This window comes from Synechococcus sp. Nb3U1 (assembly GCF_021533835.1).
In the GTDB taxonomy this organism is placed as follows: domain Bacteria; phylum Cyanobacteriota; class Cyanobacteriia; order Thermostichales; family Thermostichaceae; genus Thermostichus.
Window position 1 is genome coordinate 480,917 of record NZ_JAKFYQ010000001.1, and the last position, 18,296, is coordinate 499,212.

At 51.3% G+C, this 18,296-nt stretch carries 14 protein-coding genes; 2 read left to right on the plus strand and 12 right to left on the minus strand.

All coding sequences use genetic code 11. The features are described 5' to 3' along the window. Positions 1-56: 56 nt before the first annotated feature. From L1047_RS02270 to fbp, 8 genes are all read right to left on the minus strand, one after another. A complete protein-coding gene (locus tag L1047_RS02270) occupies positions 57-692 on the minus strand; it encodes a DsbA family protein (RefSeq protein WP_235277087.1) in 636 nt (211 codons plus the stop codon). Positions 693-946: 254 nt separating this feature from the next. Then, entirely contained in the window at positions 947-2,110 is a 1,164-nt protein-coding gene (locus L1047_RS02275) for a hypothetical protein (protein ID WP_235277088.1), read from the minus strand. 422 nt (positions 2,111-2,532) lie between these two features. Beyond that, positions 2,533-3,168 carry a response regulator gene (locus L1047_RS02280; protein WP_235277089.1) on the minus strand — a complete coding sequence of 212 codons (636 nt, stop codon included), beginning with the start codon at positions 3,166-3,168 and terminating at the stop codon, positions 2,533-2,535. 100 nt (positions 3,169-3,268) lie between these two features. Then, entirely contained in the window at positions 3,269-5,026 is a 1,758-nt protein-coding gene (locus tag L1047_RS02285; RefSeq protein WP_235277090.1) for a GAF domain-containing sensor histidine kinase, read from the minus strand. A gap of 424 nt (positions 5,027-5,450) precedes the next feature. Continuing rightward, complete coding sequence (locus tag L1047_RS02290) at positions 5,451-6,344, minus strand: helix-turn-helix domain-containing protein (RefSeq protein ID WP_235277091.1); 894 nt, start codon at positions 6,342-6,344, stop codon at positions 5,451-5,453. A 201-nt stretch (positions 6,345-6,545) separates the two neighbouring features. Beyond that, positions 6,546-6,953 (minus strand): hypothetical protein, encoded by a 408-nt coding sequence (locus tag L1047_RS02295; protein WP_235277092.1) that lies wholly within the window; start codon positions 6,951-6,953, stop codon positions 6,546-6,548. Positions 6,954-7,048: 95 nt separating this feature from the next. Then, entirely contained in the window at positions 7,049-8,602 is a 1,554-nt protein-coding gene (zwf, locus tag L1047_RS02300) for a glucose-6-phosphate dehydrogenase (protein WP_235277093.1), read from the minus strand. A 47-nt stretch (positions 8,603-8,649) separates the two neighbouring features. Then, a complete protein-coding gene (gene fbp, locus L1047_RS02305; RefSeq protein ID WP_235278835.1) occupies positions 8,650-9,648 on the minus strand; it encodes a class 1 fructose-bisphosphatase in 999 nt (332 codons plus the stop codon). 375 nt (positions 9,649-10,023) lie between these two features. On the opposite strand from fbp, the gene ilvD reads away from it, so the two are divergent. Beyond that, on the plus strand, positions 10,024-11,724 hold the full coding sequence (gene ilvD, locus L1047_RS02310; protein ID WP_235277094.1) for a dihydroxy-acid dehydratase: 1,701 nt from the start codon (positions 10,024-10,026) through the stop codon (positions 11,722-11,724). A gap of 155 nt (positions 11,725-11,879) precedes the next feature. Here ilvD and L1047_RS02315 read toward each other — a convergent pair whose 3' ends face one another. From L1047_RS02315 to petB, 4 genes are all read right to left on the minus strand, one after another. Next, positions 11,880-13,925 carry a PhoX family protein gene (locus L1047_RS02315; RefSeq protein WP_235277096.1) on the minus strand — a complete coding sequence of 682 codons (2,046 nt, stop codon included), beginning with the start codon at positions 13,923-13,925 and terminating at the stop codon, positions 11,880-11,882. Between the two features lie 325 nt (positions 13,926-14,250). Continuing rightward, positions 14,251-15,345: a 3-isopropylmalate dehydrogenase gene (leuB, locus tag L1047_RS02320; protein ID WP_235277097.1), complete on the minus strand. Its 1,095-nt coding sequence runs from the start codon at positions 15,343-15,345 to the stop codon at positions 14,251-14,253. 179 nt (positions 15,346-15,524) lie between these two features. Beyond that, complete coding sequence (gene petD / locus L1047_RS02325; RefSeq protein ID WP_235277098.1) at positions 15,525-16,037, minus strand: cytochrome b6-f complex subunit IV; 513 nt, start codon at positions 16,035-16,037, stop codon at positions 15,525-15,527. Between the two features lie 56 nt (positions 16,038-16,093). Next, positions 16,094-16,741 carry a cytochrome b6 gene (gene petB / locus L1047_RS02330; RefSeq protein WP_235277099.1) on the minus strand — a complete coding sequence of 216 codons (648 nt, stop codon included), beginning with the start codon at positions 16,739-16,741 and terminating at the stop codon, positions 16,094-16,096. A 209-nt stretch (positions 16,742-16,950) separates the two neighbouring features. Between petB and L1047_RS02335 the strand changes: the two genes are divergently transcribed. After that, positions 16,951-18,246: a S41 family peptidase gene (locus L1047_RS02335; protein WP_235277100.1), complete on the plus strand. Its 1,296-nt coding sequence runs from the start codon at positions 16,951-16,953 to the stop codon at positions 18,244-18,246. Positions 18,247-18,296 lie beyond the last annotated feature (50 nt).

Genomic DNA, 18,296 nt, shown 5'->3' on the forward strand with positions numbered 1-18,296 from the left:
TCTGATTACACATGCTAACAGACCTCAAATCAAATAATTGTGTCTATTTTTTGTTATCATGGATTAGTCTTGATAAGAGACTCAATTAACTCTTCTAGATTTTGAATGCCTTGATACTTGATGCCGTTAATGAAAAAGGTTGGTGTTGCATTCACACCGCTCTTTATACCACTTTCAATGTCTGCCTGTACTCGTGCCATATGACAATCACTAGTCATCTCCGCTAAGAACTGATCAACATCTAAATAGAGGGCAATGGCATACTCAACCAAATGACTATCCGTGAGATTTGACTGATTCTCTAATAAATGACCATGCATCTCCCAGAACCTGTTCTGTGAGGCAGCAGCTTCAGCAGCTTCAGCAGCATGATACGCTTCAGGATGAATATCAGATTGTGGGAAATGACGAAAAATAAACCTAAACTGATCTCCAAACCTCTTTCGAATTAACTGAATGATAAAATGAGCAACTCGACACTCAGGGCATTGATAATCACCATATTCGACAAGTGTTACTTGAGCTGTATGGCTACCTTGACAATGATCACGTTCACTAATCGGAGGAATAAGCTGACTAAGCACTTGGGCTGAAACCATTTTAGAGACCCCACAGGATAGAAAGTCGATTCTTGTTGTTGTTTTAGGGATTCTTGTTGTTGTTTTAGGGTTTACAGCCTTTTCCGACTTCACACAGACCCATAAGCTAGGCAAAAGACCTTATAGAGCAAAGAGTTGATCTGAAACTGCTGTATCAGATAATCCTAGAAAAGGCTGTAACTCTAACTTGAACTAGCATGATGGCAACTAAGATTGCAATTGTGAAGAGTGTGCTGCTCAGATCCTTACTCTCTATTATCGATTAATCTCATGAGAGAATCGATAAAGGAAAGTACATCGAGATCTCATTTGAGGAACAGAGCAGCTGTAATTTTTCCTGATTTGAATTAGTTGATCCGATAAACTACTGGACAATTGACAATAAACCCTACTGCCCTCAGATCTCCACCATCTAGGGATTTAATAAATCCCTTGGCAGCCATATCCTCAATATGTACAGCATCGGTCATTCGTGCGCGATACCCTTTCTGAACAGCTTCATCCGTCCATACTGCTGGGAAAATGCGCCACATTGGACTGTAATCCAAATTAAGTGTAGGGATCCCTCCCAATACATTGAGAGGGCCCCGTCCATCATTCAAAGCGCTGTACAAGCCTTGTCGATGTGGATTCTCCAAGCCTGTAGCACCATTTACAAATACATAAATCCGTTCAGCAGATTCCCCAGGCAAAGCATCTTCATTGGCAAAGGGAAGATCTTCCATTGCAGGAGTATAAGTTGCTGTTTCTAGAGCTGCAACAGTTGGATCGTTCGATTCTGTAGAAAGATAGAGGATAGGTTTGCCAAAGGTAAATCCGAGAGTCAGAGCCATGGTCACGGTGCCATCCCGTGGACAAATAGATATCACTTTGTCATGTACTAAATCATGATTAGCTTTACCATCACAGAAAACATTTAACTGTTCCTCTGTTTGATTAAAAGCTAACATCGGCGCGTTGAATAATACATCCTTGGTGGCATTCGTTACTTTAACTAGTGGTGTGTAAGAGACATCCCCAATGGATCCCGGCATGACTGCTTCAGGAGGGAAAGGAGCATCAGAAGCCCCAGGAGTTATACTTAACTTTGGACTGAAATCTACCTTGCCCTGACTAAAGATCCAGGTGCCATCCTTACTAATTGTGGCTGTACGTTGATTCCGTCCCGTGTAACCATAGGCCAGCTTGGGCGAATAGTTAACTCCGTGGAGGTCAGATAAGTTCTGGTCAGTGGAATCGGTAATAATAAACCAGACTGTTTCGCCAGAGGCTAGTTGCCCCTTGTGCAAAGGAAGAGTAGCTGTGCCAGCAACCAGATCGATATGTGCTGACTTCATCAACAACACTGGCCCGAGGAAGGATGGATTGATTTCAGAGGGTGAGGGTTGTCCAACAACAATTTTTAGATCAGGCTGGAGGAAGTCTGGAGCAGGACGTGCTTCATGATAGGGTTTAGCTTCGATTCCTCGATTGATCACCTCAGCTTGACTTTTGGGAATCGTCAACACCATGCAGCTTCCTGCAAGCATTGCTATTAAATTGGCCCAATTTCTTCTCAACATAGTTTAATGTCCTTAGATAAGGAATAAGCCTTTGGGTTTAGCCGATCGACTAAGCGATGGCTTCTCCACTGGGCTGAATATCCCTCACTGTACTGGGAAAATTCCTTTCTCTTACTATGCTGAAGACGATGATTTCTTTCCTAAGAAAGTTGAGTCTATTTCCTATTCCAATGGGTAGGGGTATGTTCAGGATAAAATCATATTGTAGCTTTTTTCTGATTGGCATATAACTGAACCTAAAGATAATACTTTTTGAACAGGGAATTAGATTGTGTTAGTCATAGCAGATAATAAGCTCTAGCCCTTCTGGACTGGGGATAAGCGATCTTTGTCATGAGAAGATGTGAATTAAAATGCTGGAGAAGTTTGTATCAGAGCTTGATAATGCCCTGCTGAAGTGCATTCACCACAGCATGAGTGCGATCACGAGCACCAAGCTTGATCATAACATTAGTAACATGAAATTTAACAGTATTTTCGGTAATGTTAAGTTCGGAGGCAATGGCTTTGTTGTTTTTCCCTTTCGCCATCAGAGTTAAAACCTGATGTTCTCGCTCACTTAAGGATGGCCGTTCCATCCTGGCTGCTAGTTTGGTACCAATTTCAATCGGGACATACCGTTGCCCTTCGCTAACTGCACGAATCACCTCTAAAATTTCTGAGCAAGGGGTGTCTTTAAGCAAGTATGCCTTGGCTCCAGCACGGAGTCCTTGATAAATATCTTCACCAGTCTCATAAATTGAAAACATGATGATAGCCGCATGGGGAAACTCAGCTCTAATTCTAGTAATGGCTTCCACACCACTTACTTCTGGCATTTGTAGATCAAGAATAGCAACATCAGGCTGGTGAATACGAAACAATGTAATGGCATCTTGTCCGTTATTAACCTCTGCAATCACTTTCATGTCTGGTTGATCATTCAAAATAGCAACTAAGCCATGACTAACAATGGGGTGATCATCGGCAACCAAAATACGGATGGTTTTAGGGATTTGAGGCTGCATAGTCGGTTCTATCATGGCAGCATGTTCAATTTTGCAGAATTTTTCGGAGAGGAAGCTGAGGTAAAGATGAGAAGATCCTGTGAACGAAGTTTCTAACCGCTTACTTTGGCGGAGGGGTCATGTTGAGGATGACCGCAATGGTGGTTCCTTGACCCAGGTGGCTGACAAGATGCCAGGTTGCTCCAATCCGGGCTACCCGTTGCTGCATACCCAAGAGGCCAAATCCGTGACTAGATTGTTCAGGATCAAATCCACAGCCATCATCCTGAACTGTCAACTGTATCGTTTGTGGGCTGTAGTGCAGCTGGATACGAATGGTTTGGGCATGAGCATGACGCAACGCATTGGTGATCGCTTCCTGAGTGATCCGCAGCAGGTTGAGCCCTAAGTCAGGATGAAGACGATAGGGTGTGCCTTCAATCTGAAATTGGATCGGTACTGATTGACCAGATGTCGTTTGCTCGATGAATTTGGCGATGGTTTGCGACGGGTCTTCATATTCGGTTGCCTCCAGGTATAGAGTCCAGACAGATCGGCGGGCTTCTGCCAAGCCTTCTTGTGCCAGGGTTTGAGCAGTTTGTAAGTGAGCTTGAGCTTTTTCAGGCTGAGTGGTTGTGAAGTAGTGGACTGCTTGTAGTTGCATGAGGATCCCTCCAAACGCTTGTGCCAAGGTGTCGTGGATTTCTCGAGCCATGCGAGTACGCTCCTGAAGTAAAGCTGCTTGCTGAGCTTCTTCTGCAAGGCGACTTAAGGCCACAGCAAGGGTCAATTGCTGGGCGAGAGCATGTGCTAGTTCAACAGTTTGTCCAGAAAACATGCGAAAGCTAGGCAAAAAGATAGCTAGATCGCCGATGTTCATATCTCCAACGCTGAGTGGAATATCAAGAAAAGGAAGCAACCCAAGTGAGGTAAAAAGCTGATCCGGATCCCCGTCGAGCTGTTGTAAGAGCTGTGTTCGCTGTACCGTGTTAAGGATTTGGCCTTGCCAATAGGTGAGATGTACATAAGCATGGGGATCCGCGTGAACCCAATATTCAAGCAGTGGAGCATCAAACTGTTGGGCAATTAGTTTGAGAGTATTGCCGATAAAGCCATCCAGATCAGGATCTGTTGCAAGAGTATCGAGAGATTGCTTGAGAGCAGTGTTCGCTTTTACCAATTCGGCAACCCGAGTTTGCTCAGCTTGAAGGATGATGGTTTGTGCGCGCTCCCGTTGAATGGCACTGCCAATGCAATCGGCAATAGTTCTCAATACCGCAACTTCTGCGGGACTGACCTGAATCGCCTCCTGACAGTAATCGAAGCACAGTGCCCCCCACCACTGACCATTAACCCGAATGGGAACCGAATAGGCAGACTTGACTTGAGCACGAGCCAGTAGACTACGGAGAGGCTCAATCCACTCATCTAGCAAGCCCCCAAAGCCATCTCCTTCCAAAAAGTTCTGCCGCAAAAAAGTCGAATCGATATCTTCAGTACGGATATAGCTATCGCCCAGGTTGCTTTTAGGATTGCTCAAGCTAGGACTTGACCACTGATAAATGAAATTAAAGCGATTCGGCAAAGCTGATGAAGACTCATAGATGCTTTCTAATATATTGATTCGATCACACCCAGCTCCTTCTAAAAATATTCTCAAGGCCGTGTTAATGACTTCGTCAAAGTTTTCCATCGTCAGTAAAACATTGGCTGCTTTGGCGGTGGCAATAAGAAGGCGATCACGTCGCTGCAACATGCGATCATAATCTTCTATATTTGGAATGCGGCGCTGGATTACAGCTTCCCCCTCAGCCTGGCGGGGATCCTCGTTGTACATCGTCTTTCCCTTGAAGTCATCCAACTGGGATGGAAAATCCATCCACTACAAATCAGAGCTCGGCGCATCAAGCTAAGTCTGAAAACATCAAGATCTCTCAAAGGGATCCTATTCCCAGTCAGCCAAAAATTTCCCAAGGTCATAACAACCTTGAGCCTTACCCATTGGTTTTCACAACATCACAGGTCAGGAACATCTGACCCTAGAAGCCGTCGCTATCTAGGTCAGTGGGGGAAAACATCTTCTCAACATTCTCCCAATTACCTCTCGCGCCACAGGCCGAGTTGCAGCCTTTTCTGACTCCACACAAACCCTTGAGCTAGGCAAAAAACCTTATAGAGCAAGGGATTGACCTGAATCTGCTGTATCAGATAACTCTGGAGAAGGCTGTAGCTTGGTATCTCTATTGTCAACATCCCCCTAGCAGGGGTCTTCCAGATTTTTGCGCCTTTTTTACAAGTTCTTGCTAGTGCTGCCTCAAAAACTCTTTGGGGGTAACACCCGTCAGCCGCTTGAAGTGATGGTAGAGATGCCCTTGACTGGTAAAGCCCACTGCATAAGCTATCTCAGCAATAGGCAGGTGTTTCTGCAAGAGAAGTTGCTTAGCCTGTTCAACACGACACTGAATGTGATATTTGTGCGGTGCCATACCAGTCGATTGCTTAAAAAGCCGAGAAAAGTGATAAGGGCTTAATTGGACTAGGTTAGCCAGCTCTGACAAACTTAAATCACGATCCAGATATTCCTGTATATAGGCAACGACTTGTCGTAATTTTTGATCAGATAGGCCTTTCGCAGTGCTTTTTGGCTTGAATTTTTGGCTCGAATAGCGAGAGATCAAATGAGCTGCCAACGCAGTGGACATTGCATCCGCATAAAGCTTAGTGGCTGAACCGTCAATTTCTAAAGATGTCTTAAGGGCAACGGCAATTTGATAGATTAAGGGGTCGAAATCACGACGCAACCTAGGGATCAACTCAATTTCTTCTCGCTCGCACAGTTCTGCTCCCACTCGCACGAAAATAGTTTTCTCCAAGAACAAGTCGAGGTAGGTGGCTTCTTGATACCACTCAAACTCTTGCCACAAGTCGGCAGGGTAAATACCGATGTCACCGGGAACGGAATCGATGGTTGCGGTGTGCCCATCTAGTTTCGATCGTACTTTGACAGAATTGCCATAATTCACACAGATGGTGTGAAAACTAGGATTGTATTCTGGAATGGAAAAAGGCGGTTGCTGGGCTAGCACAAGGTGAAACCCTCTCCAATCTGCACCCTGACTGGAAAGAAGCGGGGTGTGTGGATAGAGAAGGCCCACTTGGCTGGAGAGGTCAGGAATGGAAGGAGTCGGAGGTGCCATGCCAGCCCAAACTAGGGGTTATAAAAGATAAAGTAAATCCTAACAGGGAACCCGTGAAAGAGCTGTAAGGCTGACCTGATAGAGGTGTACTCCCTAGTCAGGCCCAAGCCAGCAAGAGAGGCCTTGGGATCATAGCCGTACCTTACCCAAGCACTGGTACTCCCCCAGGCAGACGTCTCATCCACCCGATGGTTAGTATGGTTAGTAAATGTAAATGCCCCCTTGATCGTCCACATTTAGGGTGCGGTCTCCATTCACATCGTTGATCTTACGGACTTCCAGGCTGAGTTGATTGCCTTCCGCCGACAAGCCATAGTTAAGAGCAGAGCGCTCCAGGGTATTGATCGTTAAATAGGCGGGAAACTGATCGATCTGAAGCACAACAGCGTCTCCAGCGAGCAAACTTTCCACATCATCTCTGGGGCCTGTCAACCCATATTCTAAAAGGGATCCCGCTTGATTCAAAATGCGAATTTGTATCGGCTGGGTGGGATTGATGCGGGCAATCGGTTGCCAAGGGCCGGGGCGAAAAGAGCTAGCAGTTTGAGCTGCTGCCTTAGGCTCAAGAGAAGGGATCCCGTTCAAGGTTATCCCCAGAATCAGTGTCAACCCACCGATCATGCTTTTGGTAGGCAGAGTTAGACAAGACATAGGCTTAAACATTCCAGAGGGGTCTACTATAGGAAAATCCGACCCAACCCGGATCAAAGCCGTCGCCAACGCCGCCCCGACTGGGCCAACAGATCTTCCGCTGCCTTTGGACCCCAAGTGCCCGCCTCATAAGTGAAAACAGGTGGAGCAGCACCGCTGCCATTGCCACTACTGGGCTCCGATTCCCAGGCCGATAACACCGGGGTGACTACGCGCCACGCCGCTTCCACCTCATCAGCACGGGTGAACAGCGTCGGATCCGACAACAAACAATCCAGCAGTAGGCGGTCGTAAGCATCGGGAGTCCCTGCGCCAAAAGCAGAGCCGTAACGAAAATCCATATCCACAGAGCGGGTGCGGATCTCCGGCCCCGGCATTTTGGCCTCGAAGCGCAGCGAGATCCCTTCATTGGGTTGGATCCGCAGCACCAAAATATTGGGACTCACCTCCCGCGCGGCCGACTGAAACAGGGAGAGGGGTACCTGCTTGAAGTGGATCGCTACCTCCGAGATTTTTTTGGGCAACCGTTTGCCGGTGCGCAGATAGAAGGGCACCCCTTTCCACCGCCAAGTATCGCACTCCAGTTTCAGGGCCACGTAGGTGGGCGTGGTGGAAGCTGGGTTGACATTGGGCTCCTGCAGATAACCCACCACTGGCTTGCCTGCCATCCAACCGGCCCCATACTGACCCCGAATGGCCGCTGCGGCCACATTGCGCGTATCTGCCAGACGAGTTGCTTGTAGCACTTTAGTCTTCTCGTTGCGCACCCCATCACTGCGCAACGAAACCGGCGGTTCCATCGCCGTCAGGCAATACACCTGCATCAAGTGGTTCTGCACCATATCCCGCAGTGCGCCAGAGGAGTCGTAATAACCTGCTCGATCCTCAACGCCCACGGTTTCTGCCACTGTGATCTGCACATGATCGATGAAGTTACGGTTCCAGAGGGGTTCAAAAATGGCATTGGCAAAGCGAAAGACCAACAGGTTCTGCACTGTTTCTTTACCGAGATAGTGATCGATGCGGTAGATTTGCTCCTCATGGCAAACCCGCTGCACAATCCGGTTCAGTTCCTGGGCGGAGGTGAGGTCGTGGCCAAAAGGCTTCTCGATCACCACCCGCGTTTTGATGGGATCCGCCACCATCCCTGCCGCCCCCAACTGCTGAATGGCCTGGGCATAAAAATCTGGCGAAACAGCTAGATAGAAAACCCGGTTGCCGCGGGTACCCCGTTCCGCATCCAGTTGGCTGAGCAGTTGGTTCAGTTGGGTGTAGCTGTCCGGATCGCCAATATCCAGGCGGGAGTAGAACAAACGGCTGGCAAATTCTTCCCAGAGGGCTTCAGGGCCGAGATCCTTGGCGGCAAATTCTTGCATAGCAGCCCGCATTTTTTCGCGGTAAACTTCGTGGGTCCAGTCGCGGCGAGCCACCCCCACTAAGGTAAACTCTGGCGGTAGGCGCCGTTGCACAAATAGCCGATAGTAGGCCGGGATCAGCTTACGGGCGGCAAGGTCTCCTGAAGCGCCAAATTGCACCAAAATACAGGGATCCGGGGTGCGTTCTTGGTTGAGGCCAACGCGGAGGGGGTTTTCAGCCAGGGTCACCATAGAATTAGCTCGGGTTGGGTAGTAGGGACGGAGTCAAGAAACAGCAGTTAAGGACTCAGCGAACCATTCAGGCAGTTCTGCACTTCTGCCACGTTTTCACGGCTACCAATGATCAACGGCACCCGTTGGTGCAGGGCTTGGGGAGGAATATCCAAAATCGATTCTGTGCCGGTGGTGGCCATACCCCCCGCTTGTTCTGCCAAAAAGGCTAGCGGGGCTGCTTCGTACATGAGGCGCAACTTGCCTTCCGGTTTCTGTTGGGTGCCGGGATAGAGGTAAACCCCCCCCTGCAGAAGAATACGGTGAAAATCCGCCACCAAGGCACCGCTGTAGCGAGAGGTATAGCCATCGCGACGATGCACATAACGGACAAAGTTTTGGATCCCTTCGCTCCACTGACAGAAATACCCCTCGTTAAGGCTGTAAACGGAGCCGCGCTCGGGGGTGCGAATAGGGCTCTGGGAGAGAATGAATTCCCCCAAGCTGGGATCCAACGTGAAGCTGTGTACCCCTTTGCCGATGGAGTACACCAGTTGGGTGCTGGGGCCATAGAGAATGTAGCCAGCCGCCAGTTGGTTACGACCTGGCTGCAGCAGATCCTCGTTATCGGTTTCGGGGCGGTTGTCTAGGGGGCGGAGCACAGAGAAAATTGAGCCGACGGTCAGGTTGGCATCGATATTGGAAGAGCCATCCAGTGGGTCGATCAGCAGGGCCAAACGGCTGAGGGAGCAATTTTCGGGTAGGCGGGCTGGGGTTTTCATCTCCTCAGACACCAACCGACAGACCAATCCTGTTTGTTCTAAAGCCCGAATAAAGGCCCGGTTGGCGTAGTCGTCCATCTGTTGCTGCTCTTCCCCCTGGACATTAACGCTGCCGGTGATCCCGAGGGCATCTTCGATCAGTCCAGATTGGCCTAGACGGCGGGCGATCATCTTGCCAGCCAGAGCAATGCGGTTGAGCAGAGCACTAAAGTCTTGAGCTTCGGCGGTAAAACTTTCAAACTGCTGCAGAACATGGCGGGAGAGAGTGAGCACATCCCGCAACATCTCTCGTTCGGTGCTGCTAGGCAACACACTAGGGGAGGAGGGAGAACTCAAAGCCATATATGGGGCTTCGCGAGTGCGAAGGGGAAAGGTCAGGCAAGGGATCCTACAGAAAAGACCTACTTCTAGATCCGCTGTGCTCTAGGCTATGTCAGGGACAAACAGAAGAACTAGGATCCAACCCACTAGGATCCCTTTACTAGGTAGGCTGGCTGATGATCTTCCCCGTCGGTGAGAACTTAAAGAGTTGCTTCAGATTTTCTCTGCTGGGACAGGCACTACCCACTAGGAAAAACAGGATAGGATCAATCCCACTGCGAATAAATTGGATCCTGTACTTGGATCTTAGAACCATAAATATCTTGCTCCCATTTTCCCATGACCGCAACCTCTTCTCCCACCCTGCGCAGCCAAGTTGTCACCCAAGGGGTGCAGCGATCCCCCAACCGAGCCATGCTCAGGGCGGTAGGTTTTCAGGATGAAGATTTCTCCAAGCCGATTGTGGGCATTGCCAACGGCCACAGCACCATCACCCCCTGCAACATGGGGATCCAACCTCTGGCTAACTGTGCTGAAGCCGCCCTAAGAACTGCCGGCTGTATGCCCCAGATGTTTGGCACCATCACCATCAGCGATGGCATCTCCATGGGCACAGAGGGCATGAAATACTCGCTGGTATCGCGGGAAGTGATTGCTGATGCCATTGAAACAGCAGTGAACGGACAAAGTATGGACGGCCTGCTAGCCATTGGCGGTTGTGATAAGAATATGCCAGGGGCGATGATCGCCATTGCCCGCATCAATGTTCCGGCCATTTTCGTCTACGGCGGCACCATCAAACCAGGGCACTACAATGGCCGCGACCTGACGGTGGTGAGTGCTTTTGAAGCAGTGGGAGAGTTCAGCGCTGGGCGGATCTCGGAGGAGGAGCTTTTGGCAGTGGAACGCCACGCCTGCCCTGGAGCCGGTTCTTGTGGCGGCATGTTCACAGCCAACACCATGTCCAGTGCCTTTGAAGCCATGGGCATAAGCTTGCCCTACTCCTCCACTATGGCTGCCGAAGACGACGAAAAAGCCGATAGTGCTGCCGAATCCGCTAAGGTATTGGCGGAAGCAATCAAAGCCAACATCCGACCGCGAGACATCATTACCCGCCAGAGCATTGAAAATGCTATCTCGGTAATCATGGCCGTGGGGGGATCCACCAACGCAGTGCTGCACTTTTTGGCGATTGCCCATGCGGCTGAAGTACCTCTCACTCTGGATGATTTTGAGACCATCCGCGCCAGGGTACCGGTGCTCTGTGATTTGAAACCTTCAGGGCGCTTTGTGGCTACCGATCTGCATCGAGCTGGTGGGATCCCACAGGTGATGAAAATACTTCTTAATCACGGCCTCCTGCATGGAGACTGCCTGACTATCTCCGGCCAGACGATTGCGGAAGTGCTACGGGAAGTGCCGGATGAGCCCCGCCCTGACCAAGAGGTGATCCGTCCCTGGAATAACCCGATGTATGCTCAAGGCCACCTAGCAATCCTGAAAGGGAATCTGGCCAGTGAAGGGGCGGTAGCCAAGATTACAGGGGTGAAGAATCCCAGGATTACTGGGCCGGCACGGGTGTTTGAATCCGAAGAAGCCTGTTTGCAGGCAATCCTAGCCGGCCAGATCCGAGCAGGGGATGTGATTGTCATCCGCTACGAAGGCCCCAAAGGTGGCCCAGGTATGCGGGAAATGCTCTCCCCCACCTCGGCCATTATTGGGGCTGGCCTAGGAGATAGCGTCGGCTTAATTACCGATGGCCGCTTTTCGGGGGGAACCTACGGCATGGTGGTGGGCCATGTGGCTCCAGAGGCCTATGTGGGGGGCACAATTGCCCTAGTGGAAGAAGGAGATTCCATTACCATCGATGCCCCGGCGCGGCTGCTGCAGCTGAACGTGAGTGAGGAAGAACTAGCCCAACGGCGAGCAAAGTGGTCTGCCCCCAAACCTCGCTACAAACGGGGCACCTTGGCCAAATATGCCAAGCTGGTGTCTAGCAGTAGCCTCGGAGCAGTAACGGATTTGGGGTTGTTTGAGTGAGATGGGGCTGAATCAAATTCCGTCTCAGGTGCTCTAAGTTAGATGCTCTAAGAAGCAAAAAATGGCAGAGACTCCCTAGGGATCCCTGCCCTATTAGGTTGTCCTAGACGTGATCAATTCCGATTCTGATCATCTCATCTGAGCAGAATCTTTGATCAAGCACCGATGATCCCACCATCATCCTTAGTGATTACCACCGTGGCAGAGCGGGGATAAATGTTGTTGTCAAAATTGGGCCAGCGAGATTTTTGATTGCCTGCGGCAAACTCTTCATCGGTTGTAGTAGAACCAGGATGCTGCACATTGATGAACATAGTGCGTCGGTCAGGAGTGGTGATCACACCTGTGATTTCCTGCCCGATGGGTCCTGTCAAGAAACGACGGATTTCTCCGCTTTCTGGATCGGCTGCCAACATTTGGTTGTTGCCAAACGGGGCAAACTCATCTTTGTTCAGCACACTCTCGCTGCTGTCAGTCTGGATCCAAAGACGGCTGTCAGCATCAAACCATAGACCATCAGGAGAATTGAATATATTGTCTTCGTTCAAAGACTCACCGGACAACTTACGGCTGTTATCAGGTGGGCCTGCCAAGACAAAAATATCCCATTCAAACCGCTTGGCATCGGGTTGGTTGTTGGCTTCTTTCCAGCGGATGATGTGTCCCCAATTGTTTTTGGCCCGTGGGTTGGCTGCATCAATTTGGGCTTCTTCCCGACGGCTGTTGTTGGTGAGAGTGAAATACACCATCCGAGTTTTCGAATCGACAGCACCCCATTCTGGTCGATCCATTTTGGTAGCACCGACGAAATCTGCAGCCGTGCGGGTATTCACCAACACATCCGCTTGGCTATTGAAGCCATTTTCGGGGGTGAGGCCATTTTGGCCAAACACCAACGGTAACCATTCGCCGGAGCCATCTTCATTGAACTTGGCCACATAAAGAGTACCTTTATCCAACAGATGACCACCTGCAGTGGCTTTTGTATAGGGCTGAGCCGAAACGTACTTATAAATGTACTCAAAACGAGCATCATCACCAGAGTAGGCCACCAACGGTCGTCCTTCCACCGGCGGCTGGAATACCACCCCTTCGTGGGCAAATCGACCCAAAGCAGTGCGCTTTTTCGGAGTGCTGTTGGGATCAAACGGGTCAATTTCCACTACCCAACCAAACCCGTTCGGCTCGTTGCGATAGTCTTGCGTGGCATCAGCAGCCGTGGGTGTGGCGTTAAAGCGGACAAACTCATCCGCTTTGTTGCTGGCCAATTCCCACCCGTAACGGGAGGTTTCGGTGCTCACCCCATAGCGAGATTGTTCGCGGGGCAGGCTGGGCTTTTGATCTTCTTGCTTGAGATTGGAGAAATACCCGGCCCAGTTTTCCTCACAGGTGAGGTAGGTATTCCAGGGGGTGACACCGTGGGCACAGTTGTTCAGGGTGCCACGGGTCATGGTGCCATCAGGACTAAACTTGGTCTTGACAAAGTCGGATCCCCGCAGCGGGCCATGAATTTCCATCGGGGTAAGGCCGGTAATACGACGGTTAAGACGATCCCGCACCACCTCCCAACTGCCATCTGCCTGACGGGCAATGTGGACAATGCTCACCCCGTGGGCGTTCAGTTCCTTGAGTACTTGGTCAGGATCCCGTGTGCCATCAGGGTTGGTGGGGTATTGATCTGAATCAAGCTTTTGCCCTGCAGCGGCAGCGTGCATGTAGCGAGGCTCAACATACTCGTGGTTCATCACCAGTAAGCCTTCGGTGGAACTCCCCTGGTAGGGATCCTCGCCCTCGATTGGGAAGAAGTGCATGCCATCGTGGTGGCTACCCACTTGCATTCCTTGTTCAGCACCAGTGTTTTCCAGTTTGTAAGCAGGATAGTTGCCACTAATTGGAGTACCCCAAGCCAACAGAGGACGGGCAGTGTAGCCCTCTGGTACAACAAGTGTGTCCTTGTTACTGGCAGGAATGGCCTTGAATCCTAACAGAGCACTGCCACTAGTAGCCTTGGCAGATCCAGAGACCCAGTTCAAGGCTGGGGAAGCAAAAAAGGAAGCGACCGCGGCAGCAATGCCGCCCTGAAGCACCTGGCGACGTTGCAGGCGACTGTTTAATATACTGCTGAAAGTCGGGTTGTTGGAATGATTGGATATGGGCTCATCCCCAGGACGAAGCTTGGAGTTATGTGGATTGATATTCACGTTGAGTCCCCTCCTTGTCAAGTTCTTGGAAGCCTGGATGTTCTAAAGTCAAAAACACCAGCCTTGTGTGCAATTTTTGCTACACATTTAACCGGTCAACACAAGGCTAGTGGCTCAAGATTAAGAGAAGACCAATGGAAGTTTAAGTTTTACCTCAATAGGAATTTCTTCAGGTTTAAGTAACAAGGTATTGCGAAAAAAATTCTGTTTACCTTCATGGTTTACCAATCCTTTCGCGGGTAGCAGCGCCAAGGCATTTGGCAAGTGTTGATTTAGGGTTCTCTGTTGCGTCTGGGGCTCAAACGACTGGATGAAACTGGATGAATTAGCGCTCAAGCATAGCCAAAATCTTCTCCCCCATTTCCTGACAACCGATCAGGGTCATTCCTTCGGAGAAAATATCTCCCGTTCGGTAGCCTTGGGCTAGCACCGCTTCCACCGCCTGTTCGATCTGGGCAGCAGCTTCCGATTGATCCAATGAGTAGCGCAGCATCATCGCCCCAGAGAGCACCTGGGCAATGGGGTTGGCTTTGTCTTGTCCGGCGATATCGGGGGCCGATCCATGCACCGGTTCGTATACTCCCGGTCCAGAGGCTCCCAAAGAAGCTGAAGGCAACATGCCGATGGATCCCGTCAGCATTGCCGCTTCATCCGAGAGGATATCCCCGAAAAGGTTGCCCGTCAGGATGACATCAAATTGCTTGGGCCAGCGCACCAACTGCATGGCGGCATTATCCACATACATGTGGGAGAGCTCGACGTTGGGATAGTCCGTGGCCACGGCCGTAACCCGCTCCCGCCACAGTTGCGATACCTCCAGCACATTGGCCTTATCGACTGAGCAGAGCTTGCATCGGCGCTTCTGGGCCAGATCGAAGGCTACCCGCGCAATCCGATCCACCTCCGCTTCGCTGTAGACCATGGTGTTCACCCCGCGCCGGGATCCCTCCGCATCCGTAAAGATCCCCTTGGGTTGGCCAAAGTAGATGCCGCCCGTTAATTCTCGCACCACCATCAGGTCGATCCCTTCGATCACCTCCCGCTTCAGAGAAGAAGACTCCACCAGTTGGGGGAGAATTTTCACCGGGCGCAGATTAGCAAATAACCCCAAGCCCGCTCTTAACCCCAACAAAGCCCGTTCCGGACGTTTCTCCCGAGGCAAGGTATCGTACTTAAAGTCTCCAACAGCAGCCAAATAGACCGCATCGCTGTCTTGGGCCATTTTCAAGGTTTCTGGCGGCAAGGGATCCCCGGTGTGCTCGTAGGCGATGCCACCGACAAGGCCCTCCTGCCATTGGATGGCAAATCCCCTCTGCTTCGCCACGGCATCCAATACGGCTCGTCCCACTCGCAGAATTTCTGGGCCAATGCCATCTCCGGCCAGCGCGGTGATCCGATAGGTACGTGCAGAGGTGGCCATAGCAATCTGAAGGAGGGCAAGGGCTTAGTGATACTACCATTTCGGATCCCTTGGGTCTTAGCACCTGTCCAAGAAATCGATCCACGAAAAAAGTGCAGCCCGGCCATCGCCACACTGCACTTTTGGGTCGTCCACTCAAGACGCAGGAGGAATGGACACTCCCTCTAACTCAGAACAGCTCAGAACAGGCCCAAAGTAACCCATTTGTCTAGAGGTAGGGTTGCACCAATGCCTAGGTAGAGGGTGACCAAAGTGCCGATCAAGAACACCGTGGTCGCCACCGGACGGCGCAAGGGGTTTTGGAACTTGTTGACGTTTTCGATGAAGGGGACGAACAGCAAACAAGCCGGAATGGCCGACATCAGGGCAATCCCCAAGAGCTTGTTAGGCGCAATGCGCAACAGGTGGAAAGCCGGGTAGAGATACCATTCCGGCAAAATTTCCAGAGGAGTCGCAAAGGGATCCGCAGGCTCACCTACACCCGCCGGATCCATCACCGACAGCGCTACCACTAGGCCAATCGTGCCCAGGATGACCACCGGGAACATGTACAGCAAATCATTGGGCCAGGCGGGCTCACCATAGGTCATGTGGCCCATGTTTTTCTTCAGTTTGGCTACTACCTTGGGATTGTCGAGGTCAACCTTACGGGTGATCGCCTCGGTAGCCACAACCTGCTTCGAGACAGCCATGGAAGTTCTCCTTGTCGAGGTGCAAAAGTTGCTGAGAGTTACAGTTCACGAACAGATTACAAAGGCCCGGAAATACCCTGGCGACGGATCATCAGAAAATGCATGGTCATGAAGACCGCAATTAACCAGGGCAACACAAAAGTATGCAAGCTGTAGAAGCGAGTCAGCGTCCCTTGGCCAACAGCTTCACCGCCGCGGATTAGCTCCACCAACAGATCCCCTACCACTGGAATGGCACTGGGCACACCCGAGACGATCTTGACCGCCCAATAGCCCACCTGATCCCAGGGCAGCGAGTAACCGGTAACGCCGAAAGAGACCGTCAGCACCGCCAAAATGACCCCGGTTACCCAGGTTAGCTCACGGGGCTTCTTGAACCCACCCGTCAGGTAGACCCGGAAGGTGTGCAAAATCATCATCAACACCATCATGGAGGCGCTCCAGCGATGGATGGAACGCAATAACCAGCCGAAATTCACCTGGGTCATAATGTAGTTGACCGATTCAAACGCCTCCGCCACCGTCGGACGGTAGTAGAAGGTCATGGCGAAGCCCGTGGCAAACTGAATTAAGAAACACACCAGTGTCACCCCGCCCAGGCAGTAAAAGATGTTAACGTGGGGCGGAATGAATTTCCCAGTTGCATCATCGACGAAAGGCGTAATCTCCAGCCGCTCGTCTAACCAGTCGTAAACTTTGCTCATAATGCCTGCAATTTTTGAAAAGTCGATGTCTCGGGGCGGGTTAGACCCACTTCACCCAGCAATGTAACACGATCATTGAGCTAGGCTCAGCTTTGGAGCTGGGGATCCCCCTCTCAGCGAGCCAAAGTAACCTTTCATGTCTGTTTTTGTTCATGTTTCTTAATGTTCTTCTGGATCAGTGGGTTGTGCAGAAGTCGGGATGGGCGGAAATGAATCGGAGATTGTGGGGGATCCCAAAGGACTCCGTCCCGCTGTCGCGAACGGTATTGCGCTGGGGTATCCGCGTTCTGCTGTTGGGGTGTTTGCTTTGGGTGAGCCTGGGCATCGGTGCTTGTCAAGTACAGGCCAGCCGGTGGGGAGAAGAACAGCAACTGATCGCTCAGGCTTGGGCCTATGTGGATCGGGCCTACGTGGATCCCGCCTTTAACGGACAAAACTGGTGGCAAGTGCGGCAACGGGTGCTGTCTAGGCCCTTGAGTGAGCGGCAGCAAACCTACCACGCCATCGAGGAGATGTTAGCTACCCTCGGGGATCCCTTTACTCGATTTCTGGATAAGGAACACTATCTGAGCTTGCAAACCTCGACCGCTGGGGAACTGAGCGGCATTGGTTTGCAAATCGCCATCGATGATCAGGGCTCGGTGCGAGTGATTGCCCCTATGGAGGGCACTCCTGCCGAACAAGCCGGGATCCAAAGTCAGGACGAAATTCTGGAGGTGAATCAGGTGTCGGTGTCGGGCTTGAGCCTAGATGAAGTGGCCGAGCGGATGCGGGGGCGCAGTGGTACCCCTGTCACTCTGAAGGTGAAACGACAGGATCGCGTTTGGGAGCTGGAACTGGTACGGCAATCCATCACCATCAACCCGGTACGCACCCGGTTTTTTGAGCAGCCCCAGGGATCCATCGCCTACATTCGCCTCAGCCAGTTCAACGGCAATGCTGCCGCCCAAGTCAAGCAAGCGATCCGGACAGCAGAAGCGCAAGCGGTGCGGGGCTACATTCTCGATTTGCGCAATAATCCGGGCGGACTGTTGCAGGCAGCAATCGAAATCGGCCGGTTTTGGATCCCAAGTGGCGATATTGTGAGGGTGACGGATCGACACGGCATTCAAGATAGTATTCCCGCCACCGGAGATATTCTCACAGAAGCTCCCCTAGTGGTGTTGGTGAATCAGGGCAGTGCCAGTGCCAGCGAAGTATTGGCAGGGGCACTTCAAGACAATAGGCGGGCCCAGTTGGTGGGAACTCGCACCTTCGGCAAAGGGCTAATCCAATCTCTTTTGGAACTGGCGGATGGCTCGGGGTTGGCGGTGACCACCGCCAAATACCTAACCCCCAACGGCCACGATATCCATCGCCAGGGGATCCAGCCGGATGTGGTGGTGGCGGAGGGAGCCGTGCAGACCCTGGCTGGGCCGGAGGATGTGCAGTTGCAGCGGGCTTTGCAGTTGTTCGGGCAGCAGATGCCCCTGGCCGAAGGGAGGCCGGTGGGACAAGCGGCCTGAAAGGCTAGGGATAGAGCAGCGAAGGTTAACAATTCGTTTTAGGATCAGGA